Origin of the sequence: Kushneria konosiri (assembly GCF_002155145.1) — a bacterium.
GTDB lineage: Bacteria > Pseudomonadota > Gammaproteobacteria > Pseudomonadales > Halomonadaceae > Kushneria > Kushneria konosiri.
The window spans coordinates 3219214-3244836 of record NZ_CP021323.1 but is presented as its reverse complement, the minus strand read 5'-3'; the positions used below and the strand labels follow the sequence as shown (position 1 = coordinate 3244836).

General features: G+C 57.8%; 24 protein-coding genes. 11 read left to right on the top strand and 13 right to left on the bottom strand.

Annotated elements, in window-relative coordinates:
- Positions 1 to 10: 10 nt before the first annotated feature.
- The 5 genes from B9G99_RS15025 to B9G99_RS15005 all read right to left on the bottom strand — a co-directional run bounded on the left by B9G99_RS15025 (position 11) and on the right by B9G99_RS15005 (position 4908).
- On the bottom strand, positions 11 to 1030 hold the full coding sequence (locus B9G99_RS15025; RefSeq protein WP_086622893.1) for a TRAP transporter substrate-binding protein: 1020 nt from the start codon (positions 1028 to 1030) through the stop codon (positions 11 to 13).
- Positions 1031 to 1411: 381 nt separating this feature from the next.
- Positions 1412 to 1981 (bottom strand): phosphatase PAP2 family protein, encoded by a 570-nt coding sequence (locus B9G99_RS15020; RefSeq protein WP_086622892.1) that lies wholly within the window; start codon positions 1979 to 1981, stop codon positions 1412 to 1414.
- Positions 1971 to 3095, bottom strand: coding sequence for a glycosyltransferase family 4 protein (locus B9G99_RS15015; protein ID WP_335617613.1), 1125 nt, complete (start codon positions 3093 to 3095; stop codon positions 1971 to 1973). The genes B9G99_RS15020 and B9G99_RS15015 overlap by 11 nt, the downstream gene beginning before the upstream one ends.
- 104 nt (positions 3096 to 3199) lie before the next feature.
- Positions 3200 to 4048: a LysM peptidoglycan-binding domain-containing protein gene (locus tag B9G99_RS15010; RefSeq protein WP_169712228.1), complete on the bottom strand. Its 849-nt coding sequence runs from the start codon at positions 4046 to 4048 to the stop codon at positions 3200 to 3202.
- Positions 4030 to 4908 carry an acyltransferase gene (locus tag B9G99_RS15005; RefSeq protein WP_086622891.1) on the bottom strand — a complete coding sequence of 293 codons (879 nt, stop codon included), beginning with the start codon at positions 4906 to 4908 and terminating at the stop codon, positions 4030 to 4032. The genes B9G99_RS15010 and B9G99_RS15005 overlap by 19 nt, the downstream gene beginning before the upstream one ends.
- A gap of 146 nt (positions 4909 to 5054) precedes the next feature.
- On the opposite strand from B9G99_RS15005, the gene B9G99_RS15000 reads away from it, so the two are divergent.
- Positions 5055 to 6335: an MFS transporter gene (locus tag B9G99_RS15000; RefSeq protein WP_086622890.1), complete on the top strand. Its 1281-nt coding sequence runs from the start codon at positions 5055 to 5057 to the stop codon at positions 6333 to 6335.
- An 18-nt stretch (positions 6336 to 6353) separates the two neighbouring features.
- On the opposite strand, the gene B9G99_RS14995 is transcribed toward B9G99_RS15000, so the two are convergent.
- From B9G99_RS14995 to B9G99_RS14975, 5 genes are all read right to left on the bottom strand, one after another.
- Positions 6354 to 7196 carry a fructosamine kinase family protein gene (locus tag B9G99_RS14995; RefSeq protein WP_086622889.1) on the bottom strand — a complete coding sequence of 281 codons (843 nt, stop codon included), beginning with the start codon at positions 7194 to 7196 and terminating at the stop codon, positions 6354 to 6356.
- An 80-nt stretch (positions 7197 to 7276) separates the two neighbouring features.
- Entirely contained in the window at positions 7277 to 9094 is a 1818-nt protein-coding gene (locus B9G99_RS14990; RefSeq protein ID WP_086622888.1) for a monovalent cation:proton antiporter-2 (CPA2) family protein, read from the bottom strand.
- Between the two features lie 93 nt (positions 9095 to 9187).
- Positions 9188 to 10003, bottom strand: a complete 816-nt coding sequence (locus B9G99_RS14985; RefSeq protein WP_086622887.1) for an inositol monophosphatase family protein — start codon at positions 10001 to 10003, stop codon at positions 9188 to 9190.
- A 53-nt stretch (positions 10004 to 10056) separates the two neighbouring features.
- A complete protein-coding gene (locus B9G99_RS14980; protein WP_086622886.1) occupies positions 10057 to 10593 on the bottom strand; it encodes a response regulator transcription factor in 537 nt (178 codons plus the stop codon).
- A gap of 6 nt (positions 10594 to 10599) precedes the next feature.
- The gene (locus B9G99_RS14975; RefSeq protein WP_086622885.1) at positions 10600 to 11898 is read right to left on the bottom strand and encodes an ATP-binding protein; all 1299 of its coding nucleotides are present in this window, start codon (positions 11896 to 11898) and stop codon (positions 10600 to 10602) included.
- 196 nt (positions 11899 to 12094) lie between these two features.
- On the opposite strand from B9G99_RS14975, the gene B9G99_RS16795 reads away from it, so the two are divergent.
- The 3 genes from B9G99_RS16795 to mscL all read left to right on the top strand — a co-directional run bounded on the left by B9G99_RS16795 (position 12095) and on the right by mscL (position 14735).
- Positions 12095 to 12340: a hypothetical protein gene (locus B9G99_RS16795; RefSeq protein ID WP_148663966.1), complete on the top strand. Its 246-nt coding sequence runs from the start codon at positions 12095 to 12097 to the stop codon at positions 12338 to 12340.
- A 178-nt stretch (positions 12341 to 12518) separates the two neighbouring features.
- The gene (locus tag B9G99_RS14965) at positions 12519 to 14105 is read left to right on the top strand and encodes a peptide chain release factor 3 (protein ID WP_086622883.1); all 1587 of its coding nucleotides are present in this window, start codon (positions 12519 to 12521) and stop codon (positions 14103 to 14105) included.
- 120 nt (positions 14106 to 14225) lie between these two features.
- On the top strand, positions 14226 to 14735 hold the full coding sequence (mscL, locus tag B9G99_RS14960) for a large conductance mechanosensitive channel protein MscL (RefSeq protein ID WP_086622882.1): 510 nt from the start codon (positions 14226 to 14228) through the stop codon (positions 14733 to 14735).
- A gap of 101 nt (positions 14736 to 14836) precedes the next feature.
- Here mscL and ygfZ read toward each other — a convergent pair whose 3' ends face one another.
- Positions 14837 to 15865 carry a CAF17-like 4Fe-4S cluster assembly/insertion protein YgfZ gene (gene ygfZ, locus B9G99_RS14955; RefSeq protein ID WP_158521521.1) on the bottom strand — a complete coding sequence of 343 codons (1029 nt, stop codon included), beginning with the start codon at positions 15863 to 15865 and terminating at the stop codon, positions 14837 to 14839.
- A 151-nt stretch (positions 15866 to 16016) separates the two neighbouring features.
- Between ygfZ and B9G99_RS14950 the strand changes: the two genes are divergently transcribed.
- The 5 genes from B9G99_RS14950 to cls all read left to right on the top strand — a co-directional run bounded on the left by B9G99_RS14950 (position 16017) and on the right by cls (position 21404).
- Positions 16017 to 16208, top strand: coding sequence for a heavy-metal-associated domain-containing protein (locus tag B9G99_RS14950; RefSeq protein WP_086622880.1), 192 nt, complete (start codon positions 16017 to 16019; stop codon positions 16206 to 16208).
- 66 nt (positions 16209 to 16274) lie between these two features.
- Positions 16275 to 16688: an OsmC family protein gene (locus tag B9G99_RS14945; RefSeq protein WP_086622879.1), complete on the top strand. Its 414-nt coding sequence runs from the start codon at positions 16275 to 16277 to the stop codon at positions 16686 to 16688.
- A gap of 242 nt (positions 16689 to 16930) precedes the next feature.
- On the top strand, positions 16931 to 18961 hold the full coding sequence (gene uvrB, locus B9G99_RS14940) for an excinuclease ABC subunit UvrB (RefSeq protein ID WP_086622878.1): 2031 nt from the start codon (positions 16931 to 16933) through the stop codon (positions 18959 to 18961).
- 101 nt (positions 18962 to 19062) lie between these two features.
- Positions 19063 to 19896, top strand: coding sequence for an endonuclease VIII (gene nei / locus B9G99_RS14935; RefSeq protein ID WP_086622877.1), 834 nt, complete (start codon positions 19063 to 19065; stop codon positions 19894 to 19896).
- 86 nt (positions 19897 to 19982) lie between these two features.
- Positions 19983 to 21404, top strand: a complete 1422-nt coding sequence (cls, locus tag B9G99_RS14930; RefSeq protein WP_086622876.1) for a cardiolipin synthase — start codon at positions 19983 to 19985, stop codon at positions 21402 to 21404.
- A 46-nt stretch (positions 21405 to 21450) separates the two neighbouring features.
- Here cls and B9G99_RS14925 read toward each other — a convergent pair whose 3' ends face one another.
- Positions 21451 to 22701 carry a dicarboxylate/amino acid:cation symporter gene (locus tag B9G99_RS14925; RefSeq protein WP_086622875.1) on the bottom strand — a complete coding sequence of 417 codons (1251 nt, stop codon included), beginning with the start codon at positions 22699 to 22701 and terminating at the stop codon, positions 21451 to 21453.
- 135 nt (positions 22702 to 22836) lie between these two features.
- On the opposite strand from B9G99_RS14925, the gene B9G99_RS14920 reads away from it, so the two are divergent.
- Positions 22837 to 23754 carry a LysR substrate-binding domain-containing protein gene (locus B9G99_RS14920; protein ID WP_086622874.1) on the top strand — a complete coding sequence of 306 codons (918 nt, stop codon included), beginning with the start codon at positions 22837 to 22839 and terminating at the stop codon, positions 23752 to 23754.
- 96 nt (positions 23755 to 23850) lie between these two features.
- On the top strand, positions 23851 to 24117 hold the full coding sequence (gene yccX, locus B9G99_RS14915) for an acylphosphatase (protein ID WP_227875842.1): 267 nt from the start codon (positions 23851 to 23853) through the stop codon (positions 24115 to 24117).
- A 99-nt stretch (positions 24118 to 24216) separates the two neighbouring features.
- On the opposite strand, the gene B9G99_RS14910 is transcribed toward yccX, so the two are convergent.
- Positions 24217 to 25617, bottom strand: coding sequence for an alpha,alpha-trehalose-phosphate synthase (UDP-forming) (locus B9G99_RS14910; RefSeq protein WP_086623510.1), 1401 nt, complete (start codon positions 25615 to 25617; stop codon positions 24217 to 24219).
- Positions 25618 to 25623 lie beyond the last annotated feature (6 nt).

Here is a 25623-nt window from a genome sequence, read left to right as displayed (position 1 = left end):
CACGCCGCCATTAAAGGAGGTCGCGAGAGCGCAAAAAACTGGTGGCCGAGTCGTAGATCTTCTGTGTCATTTCATTGCGACCGGCCCATTCCTGCCACTCTTTCTCGGCCGCCTGGCGAAACTTTTTGCGCTCTTCCGGCGGCAGATCATAAGGGTGTACATCAGGGTCCTGTTCAAGTTTGGCCAGCGTTTCCAGATCCTGTGCCTTGAGTCTTGCAATCAGGTCATAGCCCATGCGGTCAAAGGCCGTTTTGAGCGTGACCTGCAGGTCCTGAGGCAGGCTGTCCCAGATTTGCTTGTTGATCGATACGGCGATCATGGGCATGGAATGAAAGCCGGGGTAGAGCGGGTAGGGTGCGAATTGGTGAAGTCCCTGGGCATCGTTATTGGAAAGCACGGTGGAGTCCGCCGCGTCGATCACGCCCTTTTCCAGACCGGTATAGACTTCAGAGCCCGGCAGGTTGACCGGTGTCGCCCCGATCCGCTCAAAAATGTTGTAGACCATCCCTTGCGGAGCACGGATCTTGAGGCCCTTGAAATCCTCGATGGTCTTGATCTCTACCGTTGAGGGGACGGACTCCAGTGGGAAGGTGGCCGCCGAAATCAGATGCACACCGTAGGGCTCAACCAGCTCGTTGTAGAGTGATTCGCCGCCGGCATATTTCATGTATTCGAGAAAGTCATAGGGGTTTTGCCAGGCGCCAACCAGATTACCCAGCATGCCAAAGGCCGGATTCTGGCCCGAAAAATAGCTGGGATCTGTCATATGTCCTTGCAGGATCCCGGCGCTGACGGCCTGAAGGGTCTCGGTTGGACCTACCACGGCATTGATGGGCATCACTTCGATGGCCACGCGACCATCGGTCATGGTTTCGATCTTGTCCGCCCACTCCTGTTTAATCTTGAAGCTGGGCTCGCCAGAGGTCTCCGAGGCTTGAAATTTCCACTCATACTCGGCGCTATAAGCGTTTAACGATAGGGCGCCGAGTACAAGAAAGGCCCCCGTCTTCAGTGAAAACCGAATATCCATGGGCACGCTCCGTTAACTTGATCCAACAATGAACAAACAGTTGCTTCTACTCAGGCACCGCATTTTTCAATGCTTACCCGTGTGAAACGTCATCAGGTTCCAGTCGATTTATTGACTATGTCTGACACAGCATTCAGTAATACGACGTATCTGGCTGTAAGACGTTAGTCCGAAGGGTTACCAAAGTTAAAGCCAGAGCGGCTGGCGGGACAGAACAGTGGGAGATAGAAAGGTATGCGAAGAAGAGGTAGAGATGGAGCAGCCCGCGCGTTGTTTGCGTGGGTGCCTGTGCCGGGGAGAGCTGATACAACAGTAATAAACTAAAAAGGCCGACGCAGAACGGCGGCCGACCTTTAAGGCATAATGCTGCGACGATGCTGATTACATGCCGAACAGCATGCCGCGAAGGGCGATAATGATCAGTGCCATACCGTGAGCCAGTACAAATCCGATCAGGGCGCCGGCCGCAACATCAGTGATGTAGTGAAGCCCCAGAATCACGCGGGACAGCATGACCAGCACGGCAAAGGGGGCAACCACAATCAAAAGTTGTGGAACGAACAATGCCGCCAGCGTGGTAAACATCACGGCATGCAGGGTATGACCGCTGGGAAAGCTGTAACGGTCCAGTGGCGGCATGGTGCAGGGGATTTCAAAGGAAATGTAGGGGCGTTCACGACACAGACGATTCTTGAGCAGGCGATATAAAATGCCGCCAACCGCGGCCGAAAGGCCGAAGCAGACCCCCAGAAACCATCCGTACCACCACTGCGTCAGTAGCGGAATGCTCAGGCACATGACGATCCACGCTGGTGCATCTCCAAGCCTGCTTGCCCAGCGCAGAATGAAAAGAAGCGGACGATAGGCACCAAGGCGCGCCAGCTTGTTGCATGCTTTCCACTCGAGGGTGTCGAGCCTCTTGAATACTGGAATCAATCGTTCACCTGCCATCGTTCACCTCCTGTGCCTGACGCAGATAATCAATAAAGGCATCGCCAATCTTTGGCCAGCCCAGTGTATGTACCCGCTCACAGGCAGCACGCCCCATGTTTCGGGCAGAAGCCATGTCATTACAGAGCGCTACGGCTGCTTCGATAAACTGTGCCGGTTTTTCAGGGTCGGCAAGCTTACCCTGTATATCTTCGCAAATCAGCTCGCCGGCGGCGGCATAATCGAAGGCAGCCACCGCCAGTCCGCTGGCCATGGCTTCGATCACGACGTTGCCAAAGGTTTCCGACAGGGACGGAAACAGGAAAATGTCGGCACTGGCATAGTGCCTGGCCAGGGCCTGATCGCGCTGAAAACCGGCGAAGTGGGCCCAGGGAAGGCGTTTCTCCAACAGGGCACGTTGTGGCCCATCACCTACCAGCACGGCCTTGAGGTCAGGCTGGCGCTGGCGCATGGCCTCAAGTGTATCGATCAGCAGCAAAACATTTTTCTCGGCGGCCAGACGCCCGACATGCAGTGCCACAGGGGTGTCTTCATCGGCACCCCACTGTTTACGCAGCGACGTGTCGCGCTGTTGAGGTGAAAAGCGCTCACAATCCAGCCCTCTGCTGAGCACATTAACATTGTCATAGCCATATTGGGCGAGATTGTCCGCCTGTGCCCTGGTAGGTACCAGTGTCATGGTCGAGCGATTATGAAAGCGTCGCAGAAAGGGCCTGACCAGCGGACTGAGTACCTTCAGCATGATGTAGTGGCGACTGTACTGATCAAAATTGGTATGAAAGCCGCTGATGACAGGAATGCCCATCTTGCGTGCCTGATTGAGGGCAGAAAGCCCCAGAGGCCCTTCCGTGGCGATGTAGACCACGTCGGGTCGATGGTCACGCCAGAGCCGGCCAATCTTGCCGGGTGCCGGAAAGCCCATGCTGACACCGTCATAATCCGGAATGGGAATGGCACCGACCTGCAGCTCTTCACCCATGAGCTCGTCGTGATGCTCGGTTCGAGGTCTGGGGCGAATCAGCTGTAACAACACTCCCTGTGAGCTCAGATGGCGTGACAGGTGACCAAGCGTGTGTGTAACACCATTGATTTCAGGCGCCCAGGTTTCGCTCACGAAAGCGACCTTCATGGGCGGTCGGCTACTGCTGCCTTGTGGATCATTCTCGTGGTCATTCATGACGGTCGCGGGGCGATCATGTGACGTTATGGTGTCGCGTGTCATCGCATAATCTGCCTGGGGTTGAAGGGGCGTCCAGCATTGCGCGTATCGAACAGGAGGTCATGGCGCCCGGTACCGGAATCCCGGCGTACTTCGCATACCGGAGTGCCCGTGCTGACATGCTGGCCATTGGTGACGTTGACGCTGTCGCACTGGGCATAAACGCTCTGCAGGTTCTTGTCGTGATGCACAATGACGACGCCGCCCAGCTGGCGCATGGTTCCTGCAAAACGGACGGTGCCCGGTGCCGCTGCACGTGCGGTGTGATCGCTCCCGGCCGAGATCAGCATGGGCTGCAGGGCGTTGCGGCTATCCATGCCGAACTCGCGCTGCACCTGTGCACCACGCAGGGGCCATGACCACGGCCCCACGCCGCTGGGCAGAGCTCTGACAGGCGCCGGGGTGGTTCGGGCGCCGGCAGTACCGGTCGAGCGTGAACTCGAGGCTCCGCCAATCGGAACGGTCAACAGCTGGCCGATGCGCAGACGATTGGGGTCAATGCCGCGGTTGGCAGCGCTGATGCGGCTGCTTGACGTGCCGAAATGACTGGCAATGCGGTTGAGCGTATCGCCGCTTCTCACCGAATAACGATACTGACCGTTACCGGGCGCACGTTCATTTCGGCCGGGCAGCATGAGCTGCTGGCCGATGCGCATGTCGTTGGCTCTGATGCCCGGATTGAATCGTTGCAGGCGCAGCAGGGGGATACCTGCCTGGCGCGCGATGGCGCTCATGGTATCTCCACGCTGAACAGTCACATAGCCGGCCTCACCGCCACCGCCCATGCCGCGCCCGGCACAACCTGCCAGCAAAAAAAGCACCAAAAGGATCAGGAAACGATAGAGCATGAGAGTTGCTGATCCTTTTCCTGCCATAGCGCGTTGATCCATGCCTGAAAGCGTTCCCTGTAATGCGTGTTATTGAGGTAGTCCCCGTTGGGCATCCACTCCGGGATGTCCAGCCGTCGTGCCTTCAGGATGATTCGTCCGCTCTTTCCACACAGCAGGTCCCGAAATCGTGGCCGTCCCTGACGATAGTCGAGGGTGACATCAATGATACCGGAGAGTTTGTGCCCCATCATCGTCATGACCTGAGCACAGCCGCCGGCACGAGGCTTGAGAAGGTACTGATAGGGACTCTCCTGCTGCTCATGCCTGGCCCGGGTAAAGCGTGTGCCTTCGGCAAAGTTGTAGATGGTAACAGGCGTACGGTCGATATGGGTCAGCAGTTTTCGGGTCGCTTGCAGATCGCGTCTGGCCAGATGAGGCCGACGTTTTAACTGGCTGGGGGTGTAGCGGCGCATCATGGGGAATTCAAGCGCCCACCAGGCCAGGCCCATGATGGGTATCCAGATCAATTCACGCTTGATGAAAAAGCGTGGTATGGGCAGACGGTCATGCAGGGCGTAGAGCATGATGAAAACGTCCGTCCAGCTGCGATGATTGGCAATGACCAACCAGTGACGCTCTCTGGACAGCGAGTCGGGCAGGTCAATATGCCACTGCGGCTTGAGCCAGTGGCGGATCCACAGGTTATTGGTGGTGATCCAGAAGCCAGCGATGCGATTGAGGCACTTGAGCAGTGGCACTTGTACGGATTTAAAGGGAAGTACCAGCTTGAGAAGACTCAATACCACCAGCGGTATCCCCCAGAACAGCGTATTGCCGGTCAGCAGCACGATACTGATGATGCCCTTGAGCCATGCCATGGTGTCTGGATCCTTGTTGCAGTGTCCGTATCCTAATGGATTGGCCGCGTCGGGCCCAGCACAAGGATGACGCCGTACTGCCGGGGCCACTACAATGCTGATCCGCCGAACATGCAGGATCATTTCAAAACCTCAGGGAGCATCGAGTGCGGAATCTGCCGTCGACACTACCAGTACTGTTTGTCTGTGAAATCTTCTTTCTGCTGGGCCATGGACTGATCATGACCCTGCTTGGCGTGAGAATGTCGCTGGAAGGATTTCCATCGCAGATGGCAGGCCTTTTGATGTCGAGTTTTTCGCTGGGTTTTGTGGCCGGCAGCTATCTGCTTGAGAAACGCATTCGCTCGGTAGGTCATATTCGCGTATTTGCTGCCTGCGCAGCGGTACTGGCGGTGACGGCCATGCTGCATGGTCTCTGGGTCAATCAGTGGGCCTGGCTGTTCTGGCGTCTGTTTGGCGGCGCCGCGACGGCCGGGCTTTTGATGGTCATGGAGTCGTGGGTGTCGGGCGAGTCCAGCAATGACAATCGTGGTCGAGTGCTGGCGATCTATCTGGTCATTTCGACGACATCGCTGGCGGGTGGGCAGTGGCTGCTTAATGTCGCGGACCCGGCATCAATGGTGCTGTTCAGCGTCACCGGTATCCTGTTTGCACTCTCCCTTATACCGTTATCTATCTATCGTATTCATGGGCCGAAACGTTCCGGCCACGAAACGGCGCTCAAGCTGCCGCTCAAGGTATTGTACAAGCGTGCACCGGTCGGGCTGGTCGGCGCATTCGCTGCCGGCATGATGGTGCAGGCATTTTTCGCGATGACGCCCTATTACGGTCAGGAAATCGGGCTTTCCACCGGGCAGACCGCCCAGTTCATGTCCATTACCACGCTGGTAGCACTGGTCGCCCAGTGGACGCTGGGGCGGGTATCCGACCGGCTTGATCGGCGCAAGGTGATTCTGTTCATGGCGGTGGTCATGGCCGTATCCGGTGGGGTGATCTCCACAGTGGCGCGGACCGACTATCTGTTCCTGCTACTGATCGCCTGTTTGCACACGGCCATGCTGCATACCCTCTATTCCTTGAGCCTTGCCCATACCAATGACTGGCTGGAACCTGAAGAGACCATCCAGGCCAACGCCAAGCTGTTGATCTGGTACGGCATCGGCTCGGTGGTAGGGCCATTTAGTGCATCGCTGGCCATGCAGATTCTGGGGCCCGATGGTCTCTGGATGTTTTTGGGCAGCGTCTCGCTGGCGCTGGCGGGATTTATCCTGACTCGTCTGCGCGGGCGCCGCAGCTGGGCACCTGAAGTGGCCCAGGAGCCTTGGTTACCTACAGCACCGATGGAGACCTCGCACTATGTAGAGCTGGACCCGCGCTACGAGCCCCATCAGTTCGAGCTTTTTGCCTCTGATAACGCCCATCATTGAGACGCTCGCCGCTGCTTTTCAGCTTCCGGGTAGCTGTGCGATGGCAGTGCGTACGCCCTGGGCGTAACTGCCACCAAACATGTAAAGATGATTCAACAGCGGATAAAGCTGGAAAAGGGTGCGTCGACGTGGCCAGTCCTCCGGAGCGTGACCGTCCCAGTAAGCGTCATAAAATGCCTTGGAAGGGTTGCCGAAGAGTTCCAGCAGGGCGATATCTGCATCCGGGTAATGGCGATATATGGCAGGGTCGATCAGTGCCGGCCCCCGGGTGCTGAAATGCACGTTGCCCGACCATAGATCACCGTGGATCAGGCTGGCGGGCGCATTGGGCAACCAGCTTTCCAGTGCATTGGCGACGCTTGAAAGCTGATCGAACAGCTTACGGTCCATGCGCCCTGTCTGAAGACACAGCGAGGCCAGCGGCAGTAGACGGCACTCGCGCTGAAAAACGCGTCCGTCATCATGGCGCGTATTAATCTGCGCCGTCGTGCCGGCGAAGTTGTCGCAATGCCAGCCATGCTCAGGATGAGTGTGGGCATGCAAAGCGCGAAGCCCGTGTCCGAAGGCTTCCTGGGCCTGGCGGTCAGGTCTGCTCGGCGCTAGATAGGTCATGACCAGTGCGCCGGGCAGCTCGCCCACAATATCCGGAATAATCAAATCCGTATTTGCTGCCTGCAGCGCCCTGAGCCCGTCCGCTTCCGCCTCGAGTCCCTTTTCGTCAGCATGTTTGACCAGTACATCGCCCTGTGACGTTGCGACCCGCCAGACCTGCCCGATATCGCCGCCGCCGAGTGCTTCAGGAGCGCCAGTGGCAGGAATGCCAAGCGTTTCAAGCGTTTCCTGTGGTGTGGATGAGGTCATGACGCGCTGCTCCCGTATTGACAAGAAAATGTTCTGTCAGCGTAGCAGCGCTCAAAACGAGCACTCGGCGCGGTCTGCGATCAGTCTTGACTCCGGCCATCATCAGCTTCTCTTTGCCGCGTATCCCGGTGATGTCTGTCCTCTCGGTCTTCGCTTTGAAAGAGCTTGTAGAACTCCTCAATGGCGGCGCGATCGCTTTCAAGCAGCTGGGCGTTGTCGTTGCGATACTGATAGGACTCCTCAAAAAGGCGCACATCGAAGTCACGGAAGGTTCTGACGGCCTGGCTGGCGCTGGCACTGGGATAGCCCAGACCGACCAGCACTTCCTGAGACAGTTCGAGACTTGCCGAGAAGGTTTCGCGCACGACGACATCCACCCCCAGTTCCTGCAGGCGCCAGGCGTGATGGCGGTTGCGGGCACGGGCATGAATGCTCAGGTCGGGATAGTTTTCCCGAGCCAGTCGGGCAATGGTGAGAGCGGCCTGCTCATCGTCCACACAGATGATCAGCATGCGAGCCCGGTCGAGACCTGCCGAGCGCAGCAGCTCCAGCCGGGTCGCGTCAGCGTAATAGATCCGCGAGCCAAACTGGCGGATAAACTCGACCTGGCGGATGTTGGGGTCCAGTGCGGTAAAGCGTACGTTTTGCATCTTGAGCACCCGGGCCACCATCTGCCCGAAACGTCCCAGACCGGCGATGATCACCGGTGGATCATCATCAGGGAACTGATTGTCCCAGCTCGTCGAGGGCTTGAAGCGGTTGCCTATACGGCTGCCCAGCGTATAAAGAAAGGGCGTGCAGGCCATTGAGATCGTCACGGCCGCGATGCAAAGACTAGCGATTCGCTGCTCAAAAACGCCGGCAGCCACGGCGGTGGTCAGCAGCACGAAATCAAACTCGCCGCCCTGGGCAATAACGGCGGCCAAACGCGGAATGTTTTGACGCGGCAGGCGAGCGATGACACCGACCACACATAAAACCAGTATTTTGACCGCCAGTATGGCCAGCGTGATGCCCAGTACGGTCAGCAGGTTATGCATGACCAGCAAAAGGTCGACCGACATGCCGACTGAAAGGAAGAAAAGACCGAGCAGAATGCCCTTGAAGGGTTCGATGTTGGCTTCAAGCTCGTGACGATAGGGCGTATCCGCCAGCAGTACGCCCGCCAGAAAGGCGCCCAGCGCCATGGAGAGGCCGGCTTCCTCCATGACCCAGGCCGTGCCGAGTACCATCAAAAGCGCCGCGGCAGTAAAGACTTCATGGACTTCGCTGCGTGCCACGAGTCTGAGCACGCGCGGAAAGACGAAGCGACCTACCAGTAGCGTGGCCACCACGATGGCGGTGGTTGTGGCAACCGTTACCCACAGATTGGCATTCTCGGCGTCGGCGTTGCCGGCAAGGATTGGAATGACTGCCAGCAGCGGAATGACGGCCAGATCCTGAAACAGCAGGATGGCAAAGGCTGTCTGGCCATGAGGGCTGGCAAGATGCTGATGCTCGGTCAAAAGCTGCAGCGCAAAGGCCGTGGATGATAACGCCAGCGTCAGTCCGAGCAGAACCGAGGCGGCCTGGCCCAGACCCAGCATGAACCCCAGAGGCGTTAACAAAAGACCGGTCAGTAAAAGCTGCAGGCTGCCCAGACCAAAAAGCCGGCCGCGCAGCCGCCAGAGCCGGGCGGGTTCCAGCTCCAGGCCGATCACGAACAGCAGCATGACCACACCGATCTCGGAGACGTGAAGCACCGATTCAGGGTCGGCAATAAAGCCGCTGATCGAGGGCCCCAGAATCAGGCCGGCACACAGATAACCCAGTATTGAGCCCAGGCCAAAACGTGCAAAAAGGGGAACGGCCACGACGGCGGCTCCCAGCATGACAGTCGCTTCCAGCAGAAAGTGCATGGCAGTGTCTTCCGAGCAGTGCAGTCCGTTGCCGTAAGCCGAGCGGTGGTGTCAGACCGCCGCCCGGATTGTCAGCTTCCTGATTTCCTTGCGTCAGCGATACTGGCCGCTATCCGCCTTTTTGATCAACGCCTTCAGGGGAGAGTAGATTTCTGGCGTGCAGACCAGAAGGTTTTCGCCATAAAGTTCGGTGGCAATGCCTTCCGGGCAGTCATAAACATGGCCGGTACGCGCACCGGCCTCGCGTGCGATCAAAAGTCCTGCAGCGAAGTCCCATGGCGAGCAGCTCTCGTAATAGCCATCCAGACGGCCGCAGGCCACCGCGCACAGATCCAGCGCCGCGGCGCCGTTGCGACGAATGTCACGACAGTTTTCCAGTACCGCATGTAGACGCCTGAGCAGCGGGAAGCGAGCATCGCGGTCGTAGGGAAAACCGGTGCCAATCAGTGATGTATCAAGTTCGCGCGAATCACTGACTGAAATCGGCTCGTTGTTGCACCAGGCACCGCTGCCGCGAATACCGGTGAAGGTTTCCTCCAGAAAGGGGGCGTGAACGACGCCCACCTGAACGCGGCCCCTGTCGAGCCAGGCAATCGAGACCGCCACGTGATGATGACCATGGGCAAAGTTGACGGTGCCATCGATGGGATCCACTACCCATAGCGGCTTTTCGTGACTGACATCATGTCGGTCCGGTGACAGCTCTTCACTCAGGCGGGCCTCGCCGGGAAACAGCGACTCCAGCTGCTCGCTGATGTAGCGATCAACGGCCACGTCGGTATCGGTCACCAGTTCATTGCCATGTTTGATGTTGCGTTGAAGGCTGCCTCCCTCGCGTGCTGCCCTGATGCGACGTCCGGCTTCATGGGCGATGCGGGTAGCCTGTTCAAGGCGCTCTTCGAGAGTCATGCAAACTCCTGTCGGGGATCGTCGTGAGGAATGGGGTGCTTGCTGATGGATATTCAGCGCTTGACCGGGCGTTTTTGCAGTTTGCGCTGCAGAGTGCGCCGGTGCATGCCCAGGCTTCGGGCCGTGGCCGAAATATTGCCATCGTTGTCCTGCAGCACACGCTGGATGTGCTCCCAGGTCAGTCGGTTGACGGAGGGCGGATTCTCGGCGATCTCGGCATCCGGGTTGCCCTCCTGGGTATCGAGAGCCTGCAGCACTTCACTGACCTCGACCGGTTTACAGAGGTAGTTCACTGCCCCCAGCTTGATCGCCTCGACGGCGGTTGTGATGCTCGAATAACCGGTCAGTATCACGACCCGGCAGGCCGGGCTGATCGAGAGCAGGGTGGGCAGAAACTGCAAACCGGAGCTTTCCTCGAGTTTCAGATCAAGCGTTGCATACTCCGGTGGGCGGCGCTGCGCCAATTGTCGTGCTTCTTCGATGGTGGCGGCCACCATGACATCAAACTCATGGCGCGTCAGGGCGCGCTCCATGATCTGGCGGAATACAGGGTCGTCATCAACGACCAGAAAGGAAGCCTTTTCGTGCATGACGTGTCATTCCTGTGAAAGTGAGGAGAGGGCGCTCGGGTCGGTATCCGGGTGCGGTAGCCTGACTTCGGTGAGCGTGCCCCCCTGGGTCTGATTGTAGAGACTGACGCTGCCACCGAAGCGATCCAGTGTCGAATGGGTCAGAAAAAGTCCGATGCCCAGCCCTCTGGAGCGCCCCGAGATAAAGCTCTCGCCCATGTGGCTGGCAATCTCTATCGAGATGCCCGGGCCGTGATCGACAATGGAAATCACGACCTCGCGACGGTTTTCCTTGAGCGCGCTTTCGCTCAGCGTGATGGCGATGTCCTGCGGGTTGGCATCGGCTGCGTTGTTGAGCAGGTTCATGATAGCCTGATCCAGCGTCGGGTCGGCGAGAAGGGGCAGTGCAGGATCATCGACATGCAGCTGATAGGTGACATCCGGCCGCATGACCAGCCAGCGCTGGATCAGCGCTTCCAGCCATTCGGCAGCCTTGACGCGTACCGGGGGGTCGCTGTGGCGACGCTCGGCGCTGGCCACCAGTTCGCGCAGGTGGCGCTTGCAGGTATCGACCTGACTGCGCAGCAGATCAAGGTCTGCGCGCTGCATGTCAGTGATCGGGTCAGATTTCATCTCGTCGATCAGCATGAGCATGGTCGACAATGGCGTACCCAGTTCATGCGCTGTTCCTGCGGCCTGACTGGCCACGGCCAGAATCTGCTCGTTGCGAAGGGCCGCTTCACGGGTGCGTGAAAGCGTTCGGTCGCGCTGGCGCAGGGTATCGGCCATACGAAAGATCACGAAGGTGATCAGCCCGGCGCACAGGGCGAAATTGAGCCACATGCCCAGGACATTGAGGGTTAAAAGGCTGTCTCCGATCATGTGGCGAAGCTCCGGTACCGGCTCGAAAAAGACCATGAGCATTGAATAGGCCACAAAGGCTGAAGCCGCCGTAATGCAGGCATGTCGCCATGGTTGGGTGGCCGCGGCCATGGCGACCGGAATCAGATAGTAGGTAATGGCCGGATTGGTGGCGCCGCCGGTGTAATAAAAGATCAGGGTAAGGCCCGTCACATCGATGAGCAGATGAATCAGATATTCGACGTCGGTGACCTGGCGGTTCTGTCCCAGCCGCCACCAGGTGGCCACGTTGAAAAGTCCCATGGCCACGATAATGGCAATGATCGGCACAACCCGAAGCTTGAAGTCCATGACCTCGATACCAAAGAGGATCACGGCCAGAAAACAGGTCCAGGTAATACCGCGCGCGATGGTCAGCCGCACCAGATTGCGAGCCGGGGTGGTCAGCAGTAGCGCCTGCGTCATGAGCATCCAGAGCAGAGAATGTAGCGTTGTGTGTCCATGATATCGCAATCGTGACAAGGGCGTAGAGGAAAGAGTGTTGTTGCAAGGCAAGGGCTGGCGCTACGACGCCTTTGTGCCTACCGTGATGAAAGACGGGTGGGAATGAAGCTGTTCCCGATAGGCCCATCCGCCCTGTGCCTCGAAGGAGGAGATGAGCATGATAACGTCATCGCGTATTGATGCCGGCTGCGTACCCTGCATGGCCATGAGCGAACCACCGGTTCAGCCCCCGGACCCGGAGCCGCATTCTCCGCCCGAGCAACCACCACAGCCGCAGGAGCCACCGATCGAAGAGCCGCCGGTAGAGGAACCACCGTTGGAGGAGCCACCCCTGCAGGACCCGCCGCCCTCTGAGCCACCCCCCGAGGTGCCACCGGAGCAGACGCCGCCTTATCAGTCCTGACATCCTGAAAAGCCGACCCTTGAAGGGGTTGGCTTTTTTGATGGTCATGTTGATGTGGCCGAAAGTGATCATCATGACCAATGCCAGGGCCTTCTATCCCCGCACCAAACACTGCCTGTAGAATGGCTCTAAATCCGTTCACGTACAGACTGTGTACATAATGACTACTGAAGCACCCATGACCGATACCCGGATCGCCCAGGAAGCCAGCCTTCGCAGAACCTTTGCGATCATTTCTCACCCCGACGCGGGCAAGACCACCATCACCGAAAAGCTGCTGTTGTTTGGCAACGCCATTCAGGTAGCCGGAGCGGTCAAGAGCAAGCGTCAGGAGCGCAGTACCACTTCTGACTGGATGAAGATGGAGCAGGAGCGTGGTATCTCCGTGACCACCTCTGTCATGCAGTTTCCCTACAAGGGGCGCATCGTCAATCTGCTGGATACGCCCGGACACGAGGACTTCTCCGAAGACACCTACCGCACGCTGACGGCGGTCGACTCTGCCCTGATGGTTGTAGATGGTTCCAAGGGTGTCGAGGATCGAACCATCAAGCTGATGGAAGTCTGTCGCCTGCGGACCACACCGATTCTGACCTTCATCAACAAGATGGATCGCGACACTCGGGATCCCATCGAGGTCATGGACGAGATCGAAACCGTGCTCAACATTGCGTGTGCGCCGGTGACTTGGCCGATCGGCATGGGGCGTCATTTCCGCGGCGTTTATCATCTGGTCAATGATACGGTGCATCTCTACAAGCAGGGACAGGGCAACCGGATTCCGGAAGACGTTCGAATCGAGGGCCTGAACAGTCCCGAGGTTGATGACGTGCTGGGAGCGTCTCAGGCGGCCGAGTTGCGCGAGGAGATCGAGCTGGTACAGGGCGCCTCGCATGAATTTGATCTGGATGCCTACCGCCGCGGCGAGCTGACGCCGGTATTTTTCGGCACGGCCATGGGCAATTTTGGTGTGCGTGAAATGCTCGACGGTTTCGTCGAATATGCGCCTTCGCCGCAGCCTCGAGAAACCAATGCCCGTGAAGTGACCGCCGAGGATGGCAGCTTCACCGGATTCGTTTTCAAGATCCAAGCCAATATGGACCCACGCCACCGTGACCGTATCGCCTTTCTGCGCGTCTGCTCGGGCAAGTATGAGCGCAATATGAAGATTCACCATGTGCGCATCAAAAAGGACGTCAAGATTGCCGATGCCCTGACCTTCATGGCCGCCGACCGGGCACATGTCGAGGAAGCCTGGCCTGGGGACATCATCGGATTGCACAACCATGGCACCATTCAGATCGGTGATACCTTCTCCAGTGGCGAGCAGATGCGCTTTACCGGCATTCCGCACTTTGCGCCCGAACTGTTTCGTCGCGTGCGTCTGAGAGACCCGCTCAAGACCAAGCAGCTTCAGAAGGGGCTTCAGCAGCTTTCCGAGGAGGGCGCCACTCAGGTCTTCATGCCACTGGATAATAACGACATGATCGTGGGTGCGGTCGGTTTGCTCCAGTTCGACGTGGTGGCACACCGTCTCAAGGATGAGTACAAGGTTGACTGCATCTATGAGCCGGTCAACGTTCAGACGGCTCGCTGGATTCATGGCGACGAGCGCAAGCTGGATGAGCTGCGCAACAAGGTCAGCACCAACCTCGCCATCGATGGCGGTGGGCATCTGACCTATCTGGCCCCGACCCGAGTCAACCTGCAGCTGATGGAAGAGCGCTGGCCTGATCTCTCCTTCGATGCCACCCGCGAGCATTAAGACGCGCAGGCATCGTGCGACGCGCCTTTTGATTCCTTCGCTATAGTAATTCTGATAACAGCACTGTGGTGGCCGGGCGCCGGCCACCCGATAGATTCGAGTTCGGGGAGAGAGTCTGGTATGCCAAGATTTTTAACGGAGTTTCGCGATTTTGCCGTCAAGGGCAATGTTGTTGATCTGGCCGTCGGGATCATTATTGGCTCGGCCTTTACCGCCATCGTCAACAGTCTGGTCAAGGATATCTTTACGCCGGTACTGGGGCTGATTACCGGTGGGATCAATTTCACCAATCTGTTTTTTGTGCTCAAGGAAGGGGCGCAGACCGCAGGGCCCTATACGACGCTGGCGGATGCGCAGGCTGCTGGTGCGGTCACCATCAATTACGGCATTTTTCTCAATGCCATGATCTCGTTCACGCTGGTGGCGATGGTGTGCTTTATTCTGATTCGCAACATCCATCGTCTGCGCGAGCTGGGCGCACGCAAGGATGAGCCGTCCGAGGCGCCCGCTGCTGCTCCCACCGTTCGCAATTGCCCCTATTGCATCACGCCGATTTCGGTCGACGCCACGCGGTGCCCGAGTTGCACCTCTGTATTGGACTCGCCAAAAGACGCCGCGCCAACGGTGTAACGCCTGGCCTGGTTTTCGTAAAACGGACAGGAACATCAAACAAAAGGGGCCTCCACATGGAGGCCCCTTTTGTTCCAGAAGCCGTTGACTCTATCGGCCTTTCAGTCCGACAGGGCTTCCGGGTCACGCCGCTCCAGCACGTAAGGCAGCGGTTTGAGATGTGCCGGCTGGTCGTTGATGGTCAGTGACGGCATATCATCCCTGGTTGTGACGACGGCCAGTACTTCAATATGTCCCTCGTCTGCTGCCGCGCTGCGAACCACTTCCCCCAGCGTCTTGTCGCTCGTGGCATCCTTGATGTCCGCTCCCGTCTCGATGGGCTCGGCTGTGGCCACGGAGAGCCGCATCAGACGTTTTTTGACCTGGCCGCGATAGTGCGCCCTGGCCACGACCTCCTGGCCGGTGTAGCAGCCCTTTTTGAAGCTGATGCCTGCCAGCGCCTCCCAGTTGAACATCTGGGGCAGCCATTTCTCGCGTTGCGGCTCATCAAGCCACAAAAGACCGGCTTCGATATCCAGCCGTTGCCAGAGGTCGTTTGCGGCCAGCGTCAGTTCGGTAGCCATCGATCGACATAGTTCAGCCAGTTTGTCATTCGGGGCGATCAGTACCAGACGCATCATGTCATGTGGATGGCGAGTAACGGCCAGTTCTTCATCGGTGCTGACACGCACGCCCCAGTCGGCATGGGGCAGCGTCATGGTCGCACCCAGCACTTCATCAAGCTGGTGTCCGGCCAGGCCTGCAATGGCGATATCATCACGCAGGGTCAGTTCAGCCTTGTAAAATGCTGCATATTTGGCCAGATGCTTATGGAGGGCATCGGCAATGCTGCGCTCAAGCAGTAGCCAGTAGCATTGCGGCGCGGCCTTGATCATTTGCACATTGGCGATGGCACGTCCCTTGGGCGTACAAAAGACTGCTGGCGGTGCGATGGTGGCGGTGGCGTGGGCCGTGGAAGCGCTGGCCTGACCCTGCAGAAATTTCTCGCTGTCCGGTCCGCGAACCTCCAGCACGACGCGATCTTCCAAAGGGACAATCACGGTGTCGTGTTGTCCGTTAAAACCGGTGCCTTTCGATGAGAGTTCGTCTGACGGATGCTGCAGCAATGTCTTCCAGTGCGGATGACTCATGGTGACTCCAGAAAAATTTGCGCAAACGGTGGCAATGACGCAGGGTTGATCTGCCTGATCCCCGTTTCTCCATGAGAGAGCATATCTGGGCGAGGGCAAGACTTTACAAGCAGACGCAATCATTGCATGACTACCAGGAGACAAAAACGCCATGGCGTTAACATTTACCCTTAGTGGCCTTAAGGATTCCGATGACGTTAATCGACTGACCACGGCTTTGATGGAGCTTGATGGCGTGGATACCGTTCAGGTGGCACGGGAATGGCTGGAAGTGGAAGGACGTGTTCAGCCTGGCCGAGTGGTCGAAGTCATCGAAAGGCTGGGATATTCGTCAAAACGCTGAAGTGTTTGAATGGTCACGGTGGAGGGGTGGAACCTGCCGTGCATCGTGATCCGGGGGCAATCGACAATGAGTATTTTGATCGAGACAGAGCGTGAAGGAACACTGCGACAGCGTATCGTGTTCAACGATCACGAGGCGCTTTACGCCGATGCACCGGCCAGTGCCGGCGGTGAGGAAAGTGCGCCGGACCCGCATGATTATTTCGATATTTCGCTGGCGACCTGCAAGGCAATGACTGTTTTGATGTATGCCCGTAAAAAGGAGATGCCGCTTGATGGTGTCAGCGTTCGGGTCACTCGTGACAGCAGCAACGAGCGTGACGGTCAGTATCGACTACAGGTGGATATCGGTCTGATCGGCGATTTGAGTGCCCAGGCACGTGATCGTCTTCTTGAGGCTTCCGAGCAGTGTCCGATCCAGAAACTGATGACCTCCGGTCACATCGAAATAGAGACGCACGCACATCTTGGCGGTGCCTGAATTCTCCGCCCTGGAGAGCTTCTGACTCGCCTTCATGGCCATGCCGCCGTCTCCGGGCGGTGTGGCTTGCAATCCTGCCTGCCTGCCTTCATCTAGATTAGACCTGTCCACCGTGACACTTTCCGCTGCCTCGCCATCCTGACCATCGACTACGCTTATCGGCGAGAACCCCGTCCATCGGCCAGCGTGCGTGTGGTGGTTCCGGAATATCTCAATCTTTTCGCTACCTGCACGGAGTGCGCATGAATCGTGAGTTTCGCATTGCCTCCGACTACAAGCCCGCAGGTGATCAGCCGGCGGCCATCGACGGGCTGATCAAGGGTCTGGAGTCCGGTCTGGCGCATCAGACCCTGCTGGGGGTGACCGGTTCGGGCAAGACCTTCACCATGGCTAATGTGGTCGAGCGTCTACAGCGTCCGACCATCGTCATGGCACCCAACAAGACGCTGGCGGCACAGCTGTACGGCGAGTTCAAGTCGTTCTTTCCCGACAATGCCGTCGAGTACTTCGTTTCCTATTACGACTATTATCAGCCCGAGGCCTATGTGCCTTCCTCGGATACCTTTATCGAGAAGGATGCCTCGATCAATGACCATATCGAGCAGATGCGCCTATCGGCGACCAAGGCACTGCTCGAGCGGCGTGATGCCCTGATCGTGGTGTCGGTGTCGGCCATCTATGGTCTGGGCGACCCGGATCAGTATTTGAAGATGCGTCTTCACTTCACCCGTGGGGAGTTGATCAATCAGCGCGATTTCCTGCGCCGGCTGGCGGAACTGCAGTACACCCGCAACGATACCGATTTTCGCCGCGGCACCTATCGGGTGCGAGGAGACGTCATCGATGTCTTTCCTGCTGATGCCGAGGATGAGGCAGTGCGTATCGAACTCTTTGATGATGAAATCGATACCATCAGCCTGTTCGATCCGCTGACAGGAGAGGTGCGCGGCAAGGTGCCGCGCATGACCATCTATCCCAAGACGCACTACGTCACCCCGCGCGACACGATTCTTGGTGCCATCGAGTCGATCAAGGAAGAGCTTGCCGAGCGGCTCAAGTACCTGCGTGATCATGATCGCCTGGTCGAGGCGCAGCGTCTGGAGCAGCGCACGCTTTACGACATTGAAATGATGCTGGAGCTTGGCTACTGCAACGGCATTGAAAACTACTCCCGTTACCTCTCCGGGCGGGATCCGGGTCAGGCACCTCCGACCTTCTTTGACTACCTGCCTGACGATGCGCTGGTGTTTATTGACGAGTCGCACGTCAGCGTTCCGCAGGTGGGCGGTATGTACAAGGGCGACCGTTCGCGAAAGGAGACGCTGGTCGAGTATGGTTTCCGATTGCCTTCGGCGCTGGACAACCGCCCCATGAAGTTCGAGGAGTGGGAGCTCATTTTGCCGCAGACCATCTTTGTGTCCGCAACGCCCGGGCCGTATGAGGAGGAACATGCCGGTCAGGTGGTTGAGCAGGTGGTGCGTCCGACAGGCCTTGTCGATCCGGAAATCGAGGTGCGGCCGGCCAGTACTCAGGTCGATGATCTGCTCTCCGAAGTTCGCGCCCGGGTCGAGGTAGGAGAGCGGGTACTGGTGACGACCCTGACCAAGCGAATGGCCGAGGACCTGACCGACTATCTCGGCGAACATGACATTCGGGTGCGCTACCTGCATTCGGATATCGATACCGTCGAGCGGGTCGAAATCATTCGCGATCTGCGTCTGGGCAAGTTTGATGTGCTGGTGGGCATCAACCTGCTGCGTGAAGGGCTGGATATTCCCGAGGTCTCACTGGTGGCCATTCTGGACGCCGACAAGGAGGGTTTCCTGCGTGCCGAGCGCTCGCTGATCCAGACCATCGGGCGTGCGGCCCGTAACGCTCATGGCAAGGCGATCCTCTACGGTGATCGCATTACGGGGTCGATGCAGCGGGCCATGGATGAAACACAGCGTCGCCGCGACAAACAGATTGCCTTTAACGAAGAGCATGGCATCACGCCGCGTACCATCACCAAGAACGTGGCAGATATCATGGAAGCGGCTCAGGCGCCCGGTACCCGACGCAGCAAGCGCAAGGGCGATCGTCAGGTGGCCGAGACCGACGGCCAGTACACACCGGAGGCCATCGGTCAGATGAGTCTTGATGAGGTTAACCGTGAGATCAAAAAGCTTGAGGATCGTATGCATGAAGCGGCGCAGAACCTCGAGTTTGAAACGGCCGCTTCGCTGCGTGATCAGATGCAGACCCTTAACGCCCGCCTGATCGAACTCAAGTAGTCTCGCCAGGCACAGGGCTGACCAAGGCAGGTGGCGCCTGTCTCGTGATATGGGGCAGGCGTTTACTTGTTTACCACTCGTTTTGACAATGGATGTCATGCATGCCGGAAGGACCCGAAATCAGACGCATCGCTGACCGGTTGGGCAAGGTGCTGGCGGGGCATACCATTGAAGATATCTGGTTCGCCTTTGATCACCTCAAGCCGTTTGAGACCCGCCTTGTGGGACAGCGGGTGACAAGCGTCGACAGCTGGGGCAAGGCGCTCCTGACCGGTTTCGAAGATGGCCATGTCATCTACTCGCACAATCAGCTCTATGGGGTCTGGCGCATCATGCGTCGTGGCAATGAACCTGGCGGCAGGCGTTCGCCGAGGCTGAGATTGAGCACCGCGACCCATTCAGCGTGGTTGATGAGTGCCTCCGATATTTCGCTCTGGCACCGTGAAGAACTCGCTGAGCATCCATTTTTATCAAGGCTTGGCCCTGACCTGCTGACGCATGACGTCACGGTTGACGATATCGTCAACCGCCTGCAGGGCTCACGTTTCAGGCGTCGTCGGCTGGGCTCCCTGCTGCTGGATCAGCATTTCTACGCCGGGATCGGCAACTATTTGCGTTCGGAGATTCTTTTTTTTGCGGGACTGCATGAGCGTTATCGACCCATGGACCTTGATGCGACCCAATGCCAGCGTCTGGCTGAAAAAATACTGGAAGTAACGGCGCGTGCCTGGCGTCATGCCGGCGTGACCAACCTCGAAGTCTGGCGCGAGCCCATGATCGAGGCCGGTGAGCCCAGAGCGCGCTGGCGACATGCGGTATTCAATCGCGCCGCGTTGCCCTGTCATGCCTGCGGGACGCCCATTGAAAGAATCACGGTGACTTCGCGCCGGCTCTATTACTGTCCGTGCTGTCAGCAGGATAAGACGCCTGCCTGAGCTTTCGTTTCAAGGCGGCAATGACCCATGTGCCATAGTGGGGTATGCTCCGCCCAAATTGCTGATGATAAGGGTGGTACCTCGACATGACAGCCTTGCTGGGCGGTCTGCTCATTATTTGCCTGCATTTGCTGGGAGCGCTTTCGGGGCTCATGGCCTTGATGTCGAGTCGTACCTCTCAGGGCGCCATCGCCTGGATCATCTGCCTGATCACCTTTCCCTATCTGGCCATCCCGGCCTACTGGTTTTTGGGTCGCCCTCGTTTTTATGGCTATGTATCCGCGCGTGAGCAGCGTGATACCTCTCTGCGTCGCGTGCTGGACCAGTTTCGAACCCTGGTGGAACCTGCCTTTGCACGCCCCGAAGATGCTCGTCTTCGTGCAGTAGAACGGCTCGCCATGCTGCCGATGACCGGTGACAACCACTGTCAGCTTTTGATCAATGGCCATGCCACCTTTGAAAGTCTTTTTCGGGGCATCGAGCAGGCCGAAGATTACGTGCTTATCCAGTTTTTCATCGTGCGTGATGATGCTCTGGGGCAGGCGCTTAAACAGCGATTGATCGAATGCGCCGAGCGCGGTGTGCATGTGTTTTTTCTCTATGACGAGATTGGTTCGCACGGCATGCCGGATCGCTATTTTAATGAGCTGCGTTCGGCGGGGGTGGCCGTGCATCCCTTTGGATCCTCGAAGGGCTGGCGGCATCGTTTTCAGGTCAACTTTCGCAACCATCGCAAGATCCTGGTTGTCGATGGTCGTCAAGGATGGGTGGGTGGCCTGAATGTTGGTGTGGAGTACCGCGGCGAAAGTAAAAAACATGGCCACTGGCGTGATACTCATCTGAAGCTGATCGGGCCTGCCGTGCTGGGATTACAGGAGTCCTTCTGGGAGGACTGGCATTGGGCCACTGGCGATATTCTGTCGCTGGCATGGCATCCCCGCAAGGCGCCGGGCGATGCAGGGCAGCATGTGGTCATCGTGCCTTCTGGACCTTCCGATCCGCTGGAGACTGCAAGTCTTTTGATTCAGCATGCCATCAATCAGGCCAATGAACGCTTCTGGGTCACCAGCCCTTATTTTGTGCCGGATCAGGGCGTTCAGGACTCTCTCAAGCTGGCGGCGCTCAGAGGCGTGGATGTTCGGGTGATGATGCCGGAGCGCCCCGATCATCTGCTGGTATTTTTGTCGGCATTTTCATTTCTGGGCGACATGATTCGCGCTGGCGTCAAAATATACCGTTATCAACCGGGGTTTTTGCACCAGAAAACCTTTTTAATCGACCATCACGCCAGTGCTGTCGGCACGGTTAATCTGGACAACCGATCTTTCCGGCTCAATTTTGAGGTGACTGCCTACGTGGCAGATGAAGGGTTTGCCGCAGAAGTCGCCCAGATGCTTGAAGAGGACTTTGCCAGCTGCCGACAGGTAACGCTCGAGGAGATTAACAAGCGCCCCCTGTGGCACAAGCTGGCGGCGCGAGCGGCTTATCTGGCATCACCGATCCAGTGATCGATGATGCCAGTAAGGGCGGGTGATATCTCTACCTGTCAGGCTCTCAGGAGGCTTGTCCGGCAGACTTGTCGTTATAAATGTCCAGGTCGATCTCACGTTCGCTTTTGCCCACCAGCGTGGTGACCATCAGATCACCCGAGACATTCACGGCGGTTCTCGCCATGTCCAGAATACGATCAATGCCGGCAATCAGGCCCAGTGCTTCCAGTGGCAGGTTGGTCTGAGCAAATACGATCGAGAGCATGATCAGTCCGGCACCCGGGACGCCCGCTGTACCAATCGAGGCCAGCGTACCCGTCAGAACGATCATGATGTAGTCGGTCGTGGTCAGGTCGGTACCGGTCAGCTGCGCCACGAAAAGCGCCACCACGCCCATGTAAAGCGCCGTGCCGTCCATGTTGATGGTGGCACCTACCGGTAGCACAAACCCCGAGACCCCCTGCGAGATTCCTAGTTTTTCTCGCGCGCAGCGAATGGAGACAGGCAGGGTGCCTGCGCTTGAGGCCGAAGAGAAGGCCACGACAATGGCATCCAGACTACCGGTGAGATAGCGCCGCGGATTGAGTCGTGCCAGCAGGGCAAGCATGCCGCTGTAAATCAGCAGTACGTGAAGGATGCAGGCGAGATACACCACGCCGATGACCTTGAGCAGGGGGAGCAGAACGGCCAGGCCGTACTGTCCTGCAACGACCGCAATCAGGGCAAATACACCGACAGGGGCACAGGCCATGATCAGTGAGGTCAGCTTGTAAAGCGCCTCGGCCACAGAGTTGATCACTTTAATGGCCGGCTGGCCGCGCTCACCAATCAATACCAGTGAAATGCCCAGAGCAATGGCAAAGACGATGATCTGCAGGATATTGCCTTCCACCATGGCATTGATCGGATTGGTCGGTACCAGACCGACCAGAATCTCGGTCAGGGTGGGTGCTTCCCCGGGGGTGACGCTATTGTCCATCTGCATGTCAACGCCAACGCCCGGCTGCAGGATAGAGGCTGCCAGCAAGCCCAACGCGATGGCGAAGGCGGTCGTTACCAGATAGAGTGCGACCGCCTTGCCGCCGATTCTGCCCATCTTGGCCGGGTCGCCCATGGAGACAATGCCGCTGATCAATGACGTAAAGACCAGCGGCACGATCAGCATCTTGATGGCATTGATGAAAAGCGTGCCAATGGGGGAAAGCCACTGGGCATGATCTCCCAGCAGCCAGCCGACAAGGATACCCAGCACCAGCCCCGCCATGATTTTCTGCCACAGGGGGATGCTGGAAAGGGAGAAAGTGCGTTGGGACATGAAGTTATCTCTTTTGTGCCGTCGTTGAATGTGTCATGTCTGACGTTGCCAGCCTATCACTTGTAGGCTCGTGCCGGTTAGAATCGCCGCCTCGCGCCCCTGGGGGCAGGCTGACAAAAAAGCAGGTACTACGCGTTGAATCTGGAAACCAAATGGCTTGAAGATTTCGTGGCCCTCAATGCCACGCGCAGCTTTTCTGCTGCCGCACGCCGTCGACACGTCACTCAGCCTGCCTTTAGCCGCCGCATTCGAGCGCTTGAGCAGGCCACCGGGGTCATGCTGGTGGACCGTTCCACGACGCCTGTCAGTCTTACCCCGGAAGGTCAGCTTTTTCTGGTGACCGCTCGCAGTCTGGTAGAGCAGCTCAACGAAAGTATTAGCCATCTGCGTGGGCTCAACATTGCCAATGAGGCACTTGATATTGCTGCCGCGCACTCACTGGCGCTGGCCTTTTTTCCACGCTGGATTTCCCGGCTGCAAAAAGGGGTAGGAGAGCTGCCTACCCGCTTGATGGCCATGAATGTCGGAGACGCCATCCATGTGCTGCGTGACGGGAACTGTGATCTGATGCTGGCCTATCATGATCCTTATGCAACCATGCAGCTCGACAGTGAAATATTTCCCTCCTTTTCCATCGGTCAGGTCTGCATGTTGCCGGTATGTGTACCGGATGCTCAGGGCAACCCTCTTTTCAATCTCGAAAGCGGCGACAGTATCCCGCACCTGGCCTATACCCAGGGCGCCTTTCTGGGGCGAAGCGTGCATATGCTGTTAAAAAACGATCCCCTGCGGCTGCGGCTTCGCACCATCTATGAAACCGCCATGGCCGAAGGGCTCAAGGGTATGGCATTGCAGGGCGTAGGCATGGCCTGGATTCCCGACTTCTGCATTCATGAGGAGCTGGCGTCCAACCGTCTGGTGCGCGCAGGCGATGAAAAATGGAACATTCCGCTCGATATTCGACTCTATCGTTGTTCGCTGGTACACAAGCCAGACGTTGAGAGACTATGGCACCAGCTGCAAAAACTCCCGCGAGATTTCCTGAAAATGTAGGCGATGGCAGAATATGGGCAATCCCTGAAAGTTGTCTGCATTGACTGGTCGTGACTGTGCCAGGCTTTGAAGCATCATTCATCGATGGAGGACGTCATGCGATATATGAAGGCACGAGTCACCGGCGATGTTCAGGGTGTCGGCTTTCGTTACGCCACGGCACAGCGCGCTCGCCAGCTGGGAATATCGGGTTACGCCAGAAACTGTGACGACGGCAGTGTCGAGGTAGGCATGGCGGGTAGCCATGATGATGTGGCGGCGATGATCGACTGGCTGCAGACCGGCCCGCCAGCGGCTCGGGTAGATCAGGTAACAGGGGAGCGGATTGCGCCGCAGTCCTGGAGCGGTTTTCAGACTGCCTGATCGTGACAGGCTGGATCCATAAAAAATGCCATGTCTTTTGACATGGCATTTCGCTTTTTGGTGAACGGTTTTTAAACCCTTGTCAGGGCGAGGCAATGACTACTCGTCAGCATGCCTTGCGGCCGCGGACTGATCCAGCGCCGTTACAAAGCTTTCTCCCCAGCGATGGATATCGTAGGTGCTGATGACCTTGTGAAGACGTTGCCAGCGCTCCTTGCGCTCTTCCAGCGACATGGAAAGGGCTGCATCGAGCATATCGGCCATCTCTTCAACGTCGAAGGGATTGCACAGCATGGCGCCATCGAGCTCCTCGGCGGCACCTGCCAGGTTGGACAGCAAAAGAACACCCGGGTCTTCCGGGTCCTGGGCGGCGACATACTCCTTGGCTACTAGGTTCATGCCGTCACGCAGGGGCGTTACCAGCCCGACGCGACTCTGTCGCATGAAGCCCATCAGGGTTTCACGGTCATAGCCCGTGTTGAGATAGCGCAGGGGCATCCAGTCATAGGTCGAGAAGCGACCATTGACGTGACCCGCAATACGTTCAAGCTCGCGGCGCAGGCTGGCATAACGCTCCACACCGGTTCTGGACAGCGGGGCAATCTGCAGGTAGGTCACATTGCCGTAGCGGGTATGGGTATTTTCCAGCAGCTGTTCGAAGGCCTGAAAGCGTTTGTAGAGCCCCTTGCTGTAATCAAGGCGGTCCACGCCGATGATCAAAGGGCCGCCCTGGAGGGATTCCTTAAGTCGATGGCTGCGTGAGGATTGTTCGCCCTTTTCTGCCATCTCGCGAGCGGTATCCACATCGATCGAAATGGGAAAAACGCCGGTGTTGATGCGTCGACGGTCATAAATCACCGTGTTGCCTTCAACAGTGGCAACGCCGCTGCGCTCGACATTTTCAAGGAAGTGTCTGAGGTCAGTGGCGGTCTGAAACCCGATGGTGTCATAGGCGCACAAATGCTCAATCATGCGCGCATGATGGGGGAGAATGCGGAACACTTCCCAGGGCGGCACCGGGATATGGAGAAAAAAGCCGATGGGGCATTCGACGTCCATAAGGCGTAGATAGTGGCCCGTGGAAAGCAGCTGATAATCGTGGACCCAGATCGATGCGTCGCTGTCTTTCGTGATCTGACCGGCCACCTGACGAGCAAAGCGCTCGTTGACGTGCTGATAGCCTGCATCCTTTTCGCGCGAGTACTCGACCATGTCCGAGCGATAGTGGAAAAGGGGCCAGAGTACCTCGTTGGAATAGCCAACGTAGAAAAGCTCGTGTTCCTGCTCTGTCAGCGGGAAGGTTGCGAACTGCACGCCCTCGTTTTCATAGCTTTGAGGCGCATGCTGCTCGGCGTCCTCGACCAGCTGGCCGTTCCAGCCCATCCATAGCCCCTGTGTGCGACTCAGGGCATTCATGACACCGACGGCCAACCCGCCCTGACTACCGCTGTCCTTGTCAGGCGAGGGGACACGATTGGAGACTACGATCAGTTGCTTCAAGGTTTC

Bases quoted from the DNA above. Each gene is read 5' to 3' on its own strand.
- B9G99_RS15025 (WP_086622893.1), bottom strand. From the start codon at position 1,030: ATGGATATTCGGTTTTCACTGAAGACGGGGGCCTTTCTTGTACTCGGC.
- B9G99_RS15020 (WP_086622892.1), bottom strand. From the start codon at position 1,981: ATGGCAGGTGAACGATTGATTCCAGTATTCAAGAGGCTCGACACCCTC.
- B9G99_RS15010 (WP_169712228.1), bottom strand. From the start codon at position 4,048: ATGCTCTATCGTTTCCTGATCCTTTTGGTGCTTTTTTTGCTGGCAGGT.
- B9G99_RS15005 (WP_086622891.1), bottom strand. From the start codon at position 4,908: ATGGCATGGCTCAAGGGCATCATCAGTATCGTGCTGCTGACCGGCAAT.
- B9G99_RS14995 (WP_086622889.1), bottom strand. From the start codon at position 7,196: ATGACCTCATCCACACCACAGGAAACGCTTGAAACGCTTGGCATTCCT.
- B9G99_RS14990 (WP_086622888.1), bottom strand. From the start codon at position 9,094: ATGCACTTTCTGCTGGAAGCGACTGTCATGCTGGGAGCCGCCGTCGTG.
- B9G99_RS14985 (WP_086622887.1), bottom strand. From the start codon at position 10,003: ATGACTCTCGAAGAGCGCCTTGAACAGGCTACCCGCATCGCCCATGAA.
- B9G99_RS14980 (WP_086622886.1), bottom strand. From the start codon at position 10,593: ATGCACGAAAAGGCTTCCTTTCTGGTCGTTGATGACGACCCTGTATTC.
- B9G99_RS14975 (WP_086622885.1), bottom strand. From the start codon at position 11,898: ATGACGCAGGCGCTACTGCTGACCACCCCGGCTCGCAATCTGGTGCGG.
- B9G99_RS16795 (WP_148663966.1), top strand. From the start codon at position 12,095: ATGATAACGTCATCGCGTATTGATGCCGGCTGCGTACCCTGCATGGCC.
- B9G99_RS14965 (WP_086622883.1), top strand. From the start codon at position 12,519: ATGACCGATACCCGGATCGCCCAGGAAGCCAGCCTTCGCAGAACCTTT.
- mscL (WP_086622882.1), top strand. From the start codon at position 14,226: ATGCCAAGATTTTTAACGGAGTTTCGCGATTTTGCCGTCAAGGGCAAT.
- ygfZ (WP_158521521.1), bottom strand. From the start codon at position 15,865: ATGAGTCATCCGCACTGGAAGACATTGCTGCAGCATCCGTCAGACGAA.
- B9G99_RS14950 (WP_086622880.1), top strand. From the start codon at position 16,017: ATGGCGTTAACATTTACCCTTAGTGGCCTTAAGGATTCCGATGACGTT.
- B9G99_RS14945 (WP_086622879.1), top strand. From the start codon at position 16,275: ATGAGTATTTTGATCGAGACAGAGCGTGAAGGAACACTGCGACAGCGT.
- uvrB (WP_086622878.1), top strand. From the start codon at position 16,931: ATGAATCGTGAGTTTCGCATTGCCTCCGACTACAAGCCCGCAGGTGAT.
- nei (WP_086622877.1), top strand. From the start codon at position 19,063: ATGCCGGAAGGACCCGAAATCAGACGCATCGCTGACCGGTTGGGCAAG.
- cls (WP_086622876.1), top strand. From the start codon at position 19,983: ATGACAGCCTTGCTGGGCGGTCTGCTCATTATTTGCCTGCATTTGCTG.
- B9G99_RS14925 (WP_086622875.1), bottom strand. From the start codon at position 22,701: ATGTCCCAACGCACTTTCTCCCTTTCCAGCATCCCCCTGTGGCAGAAA.
- yccX (WP_227875842.1), top strand. From the start codon at position 23,851: ATGCGATATATGAAGGCACGAGTCACCGGCGATGTTCAGGGTGTCGGC.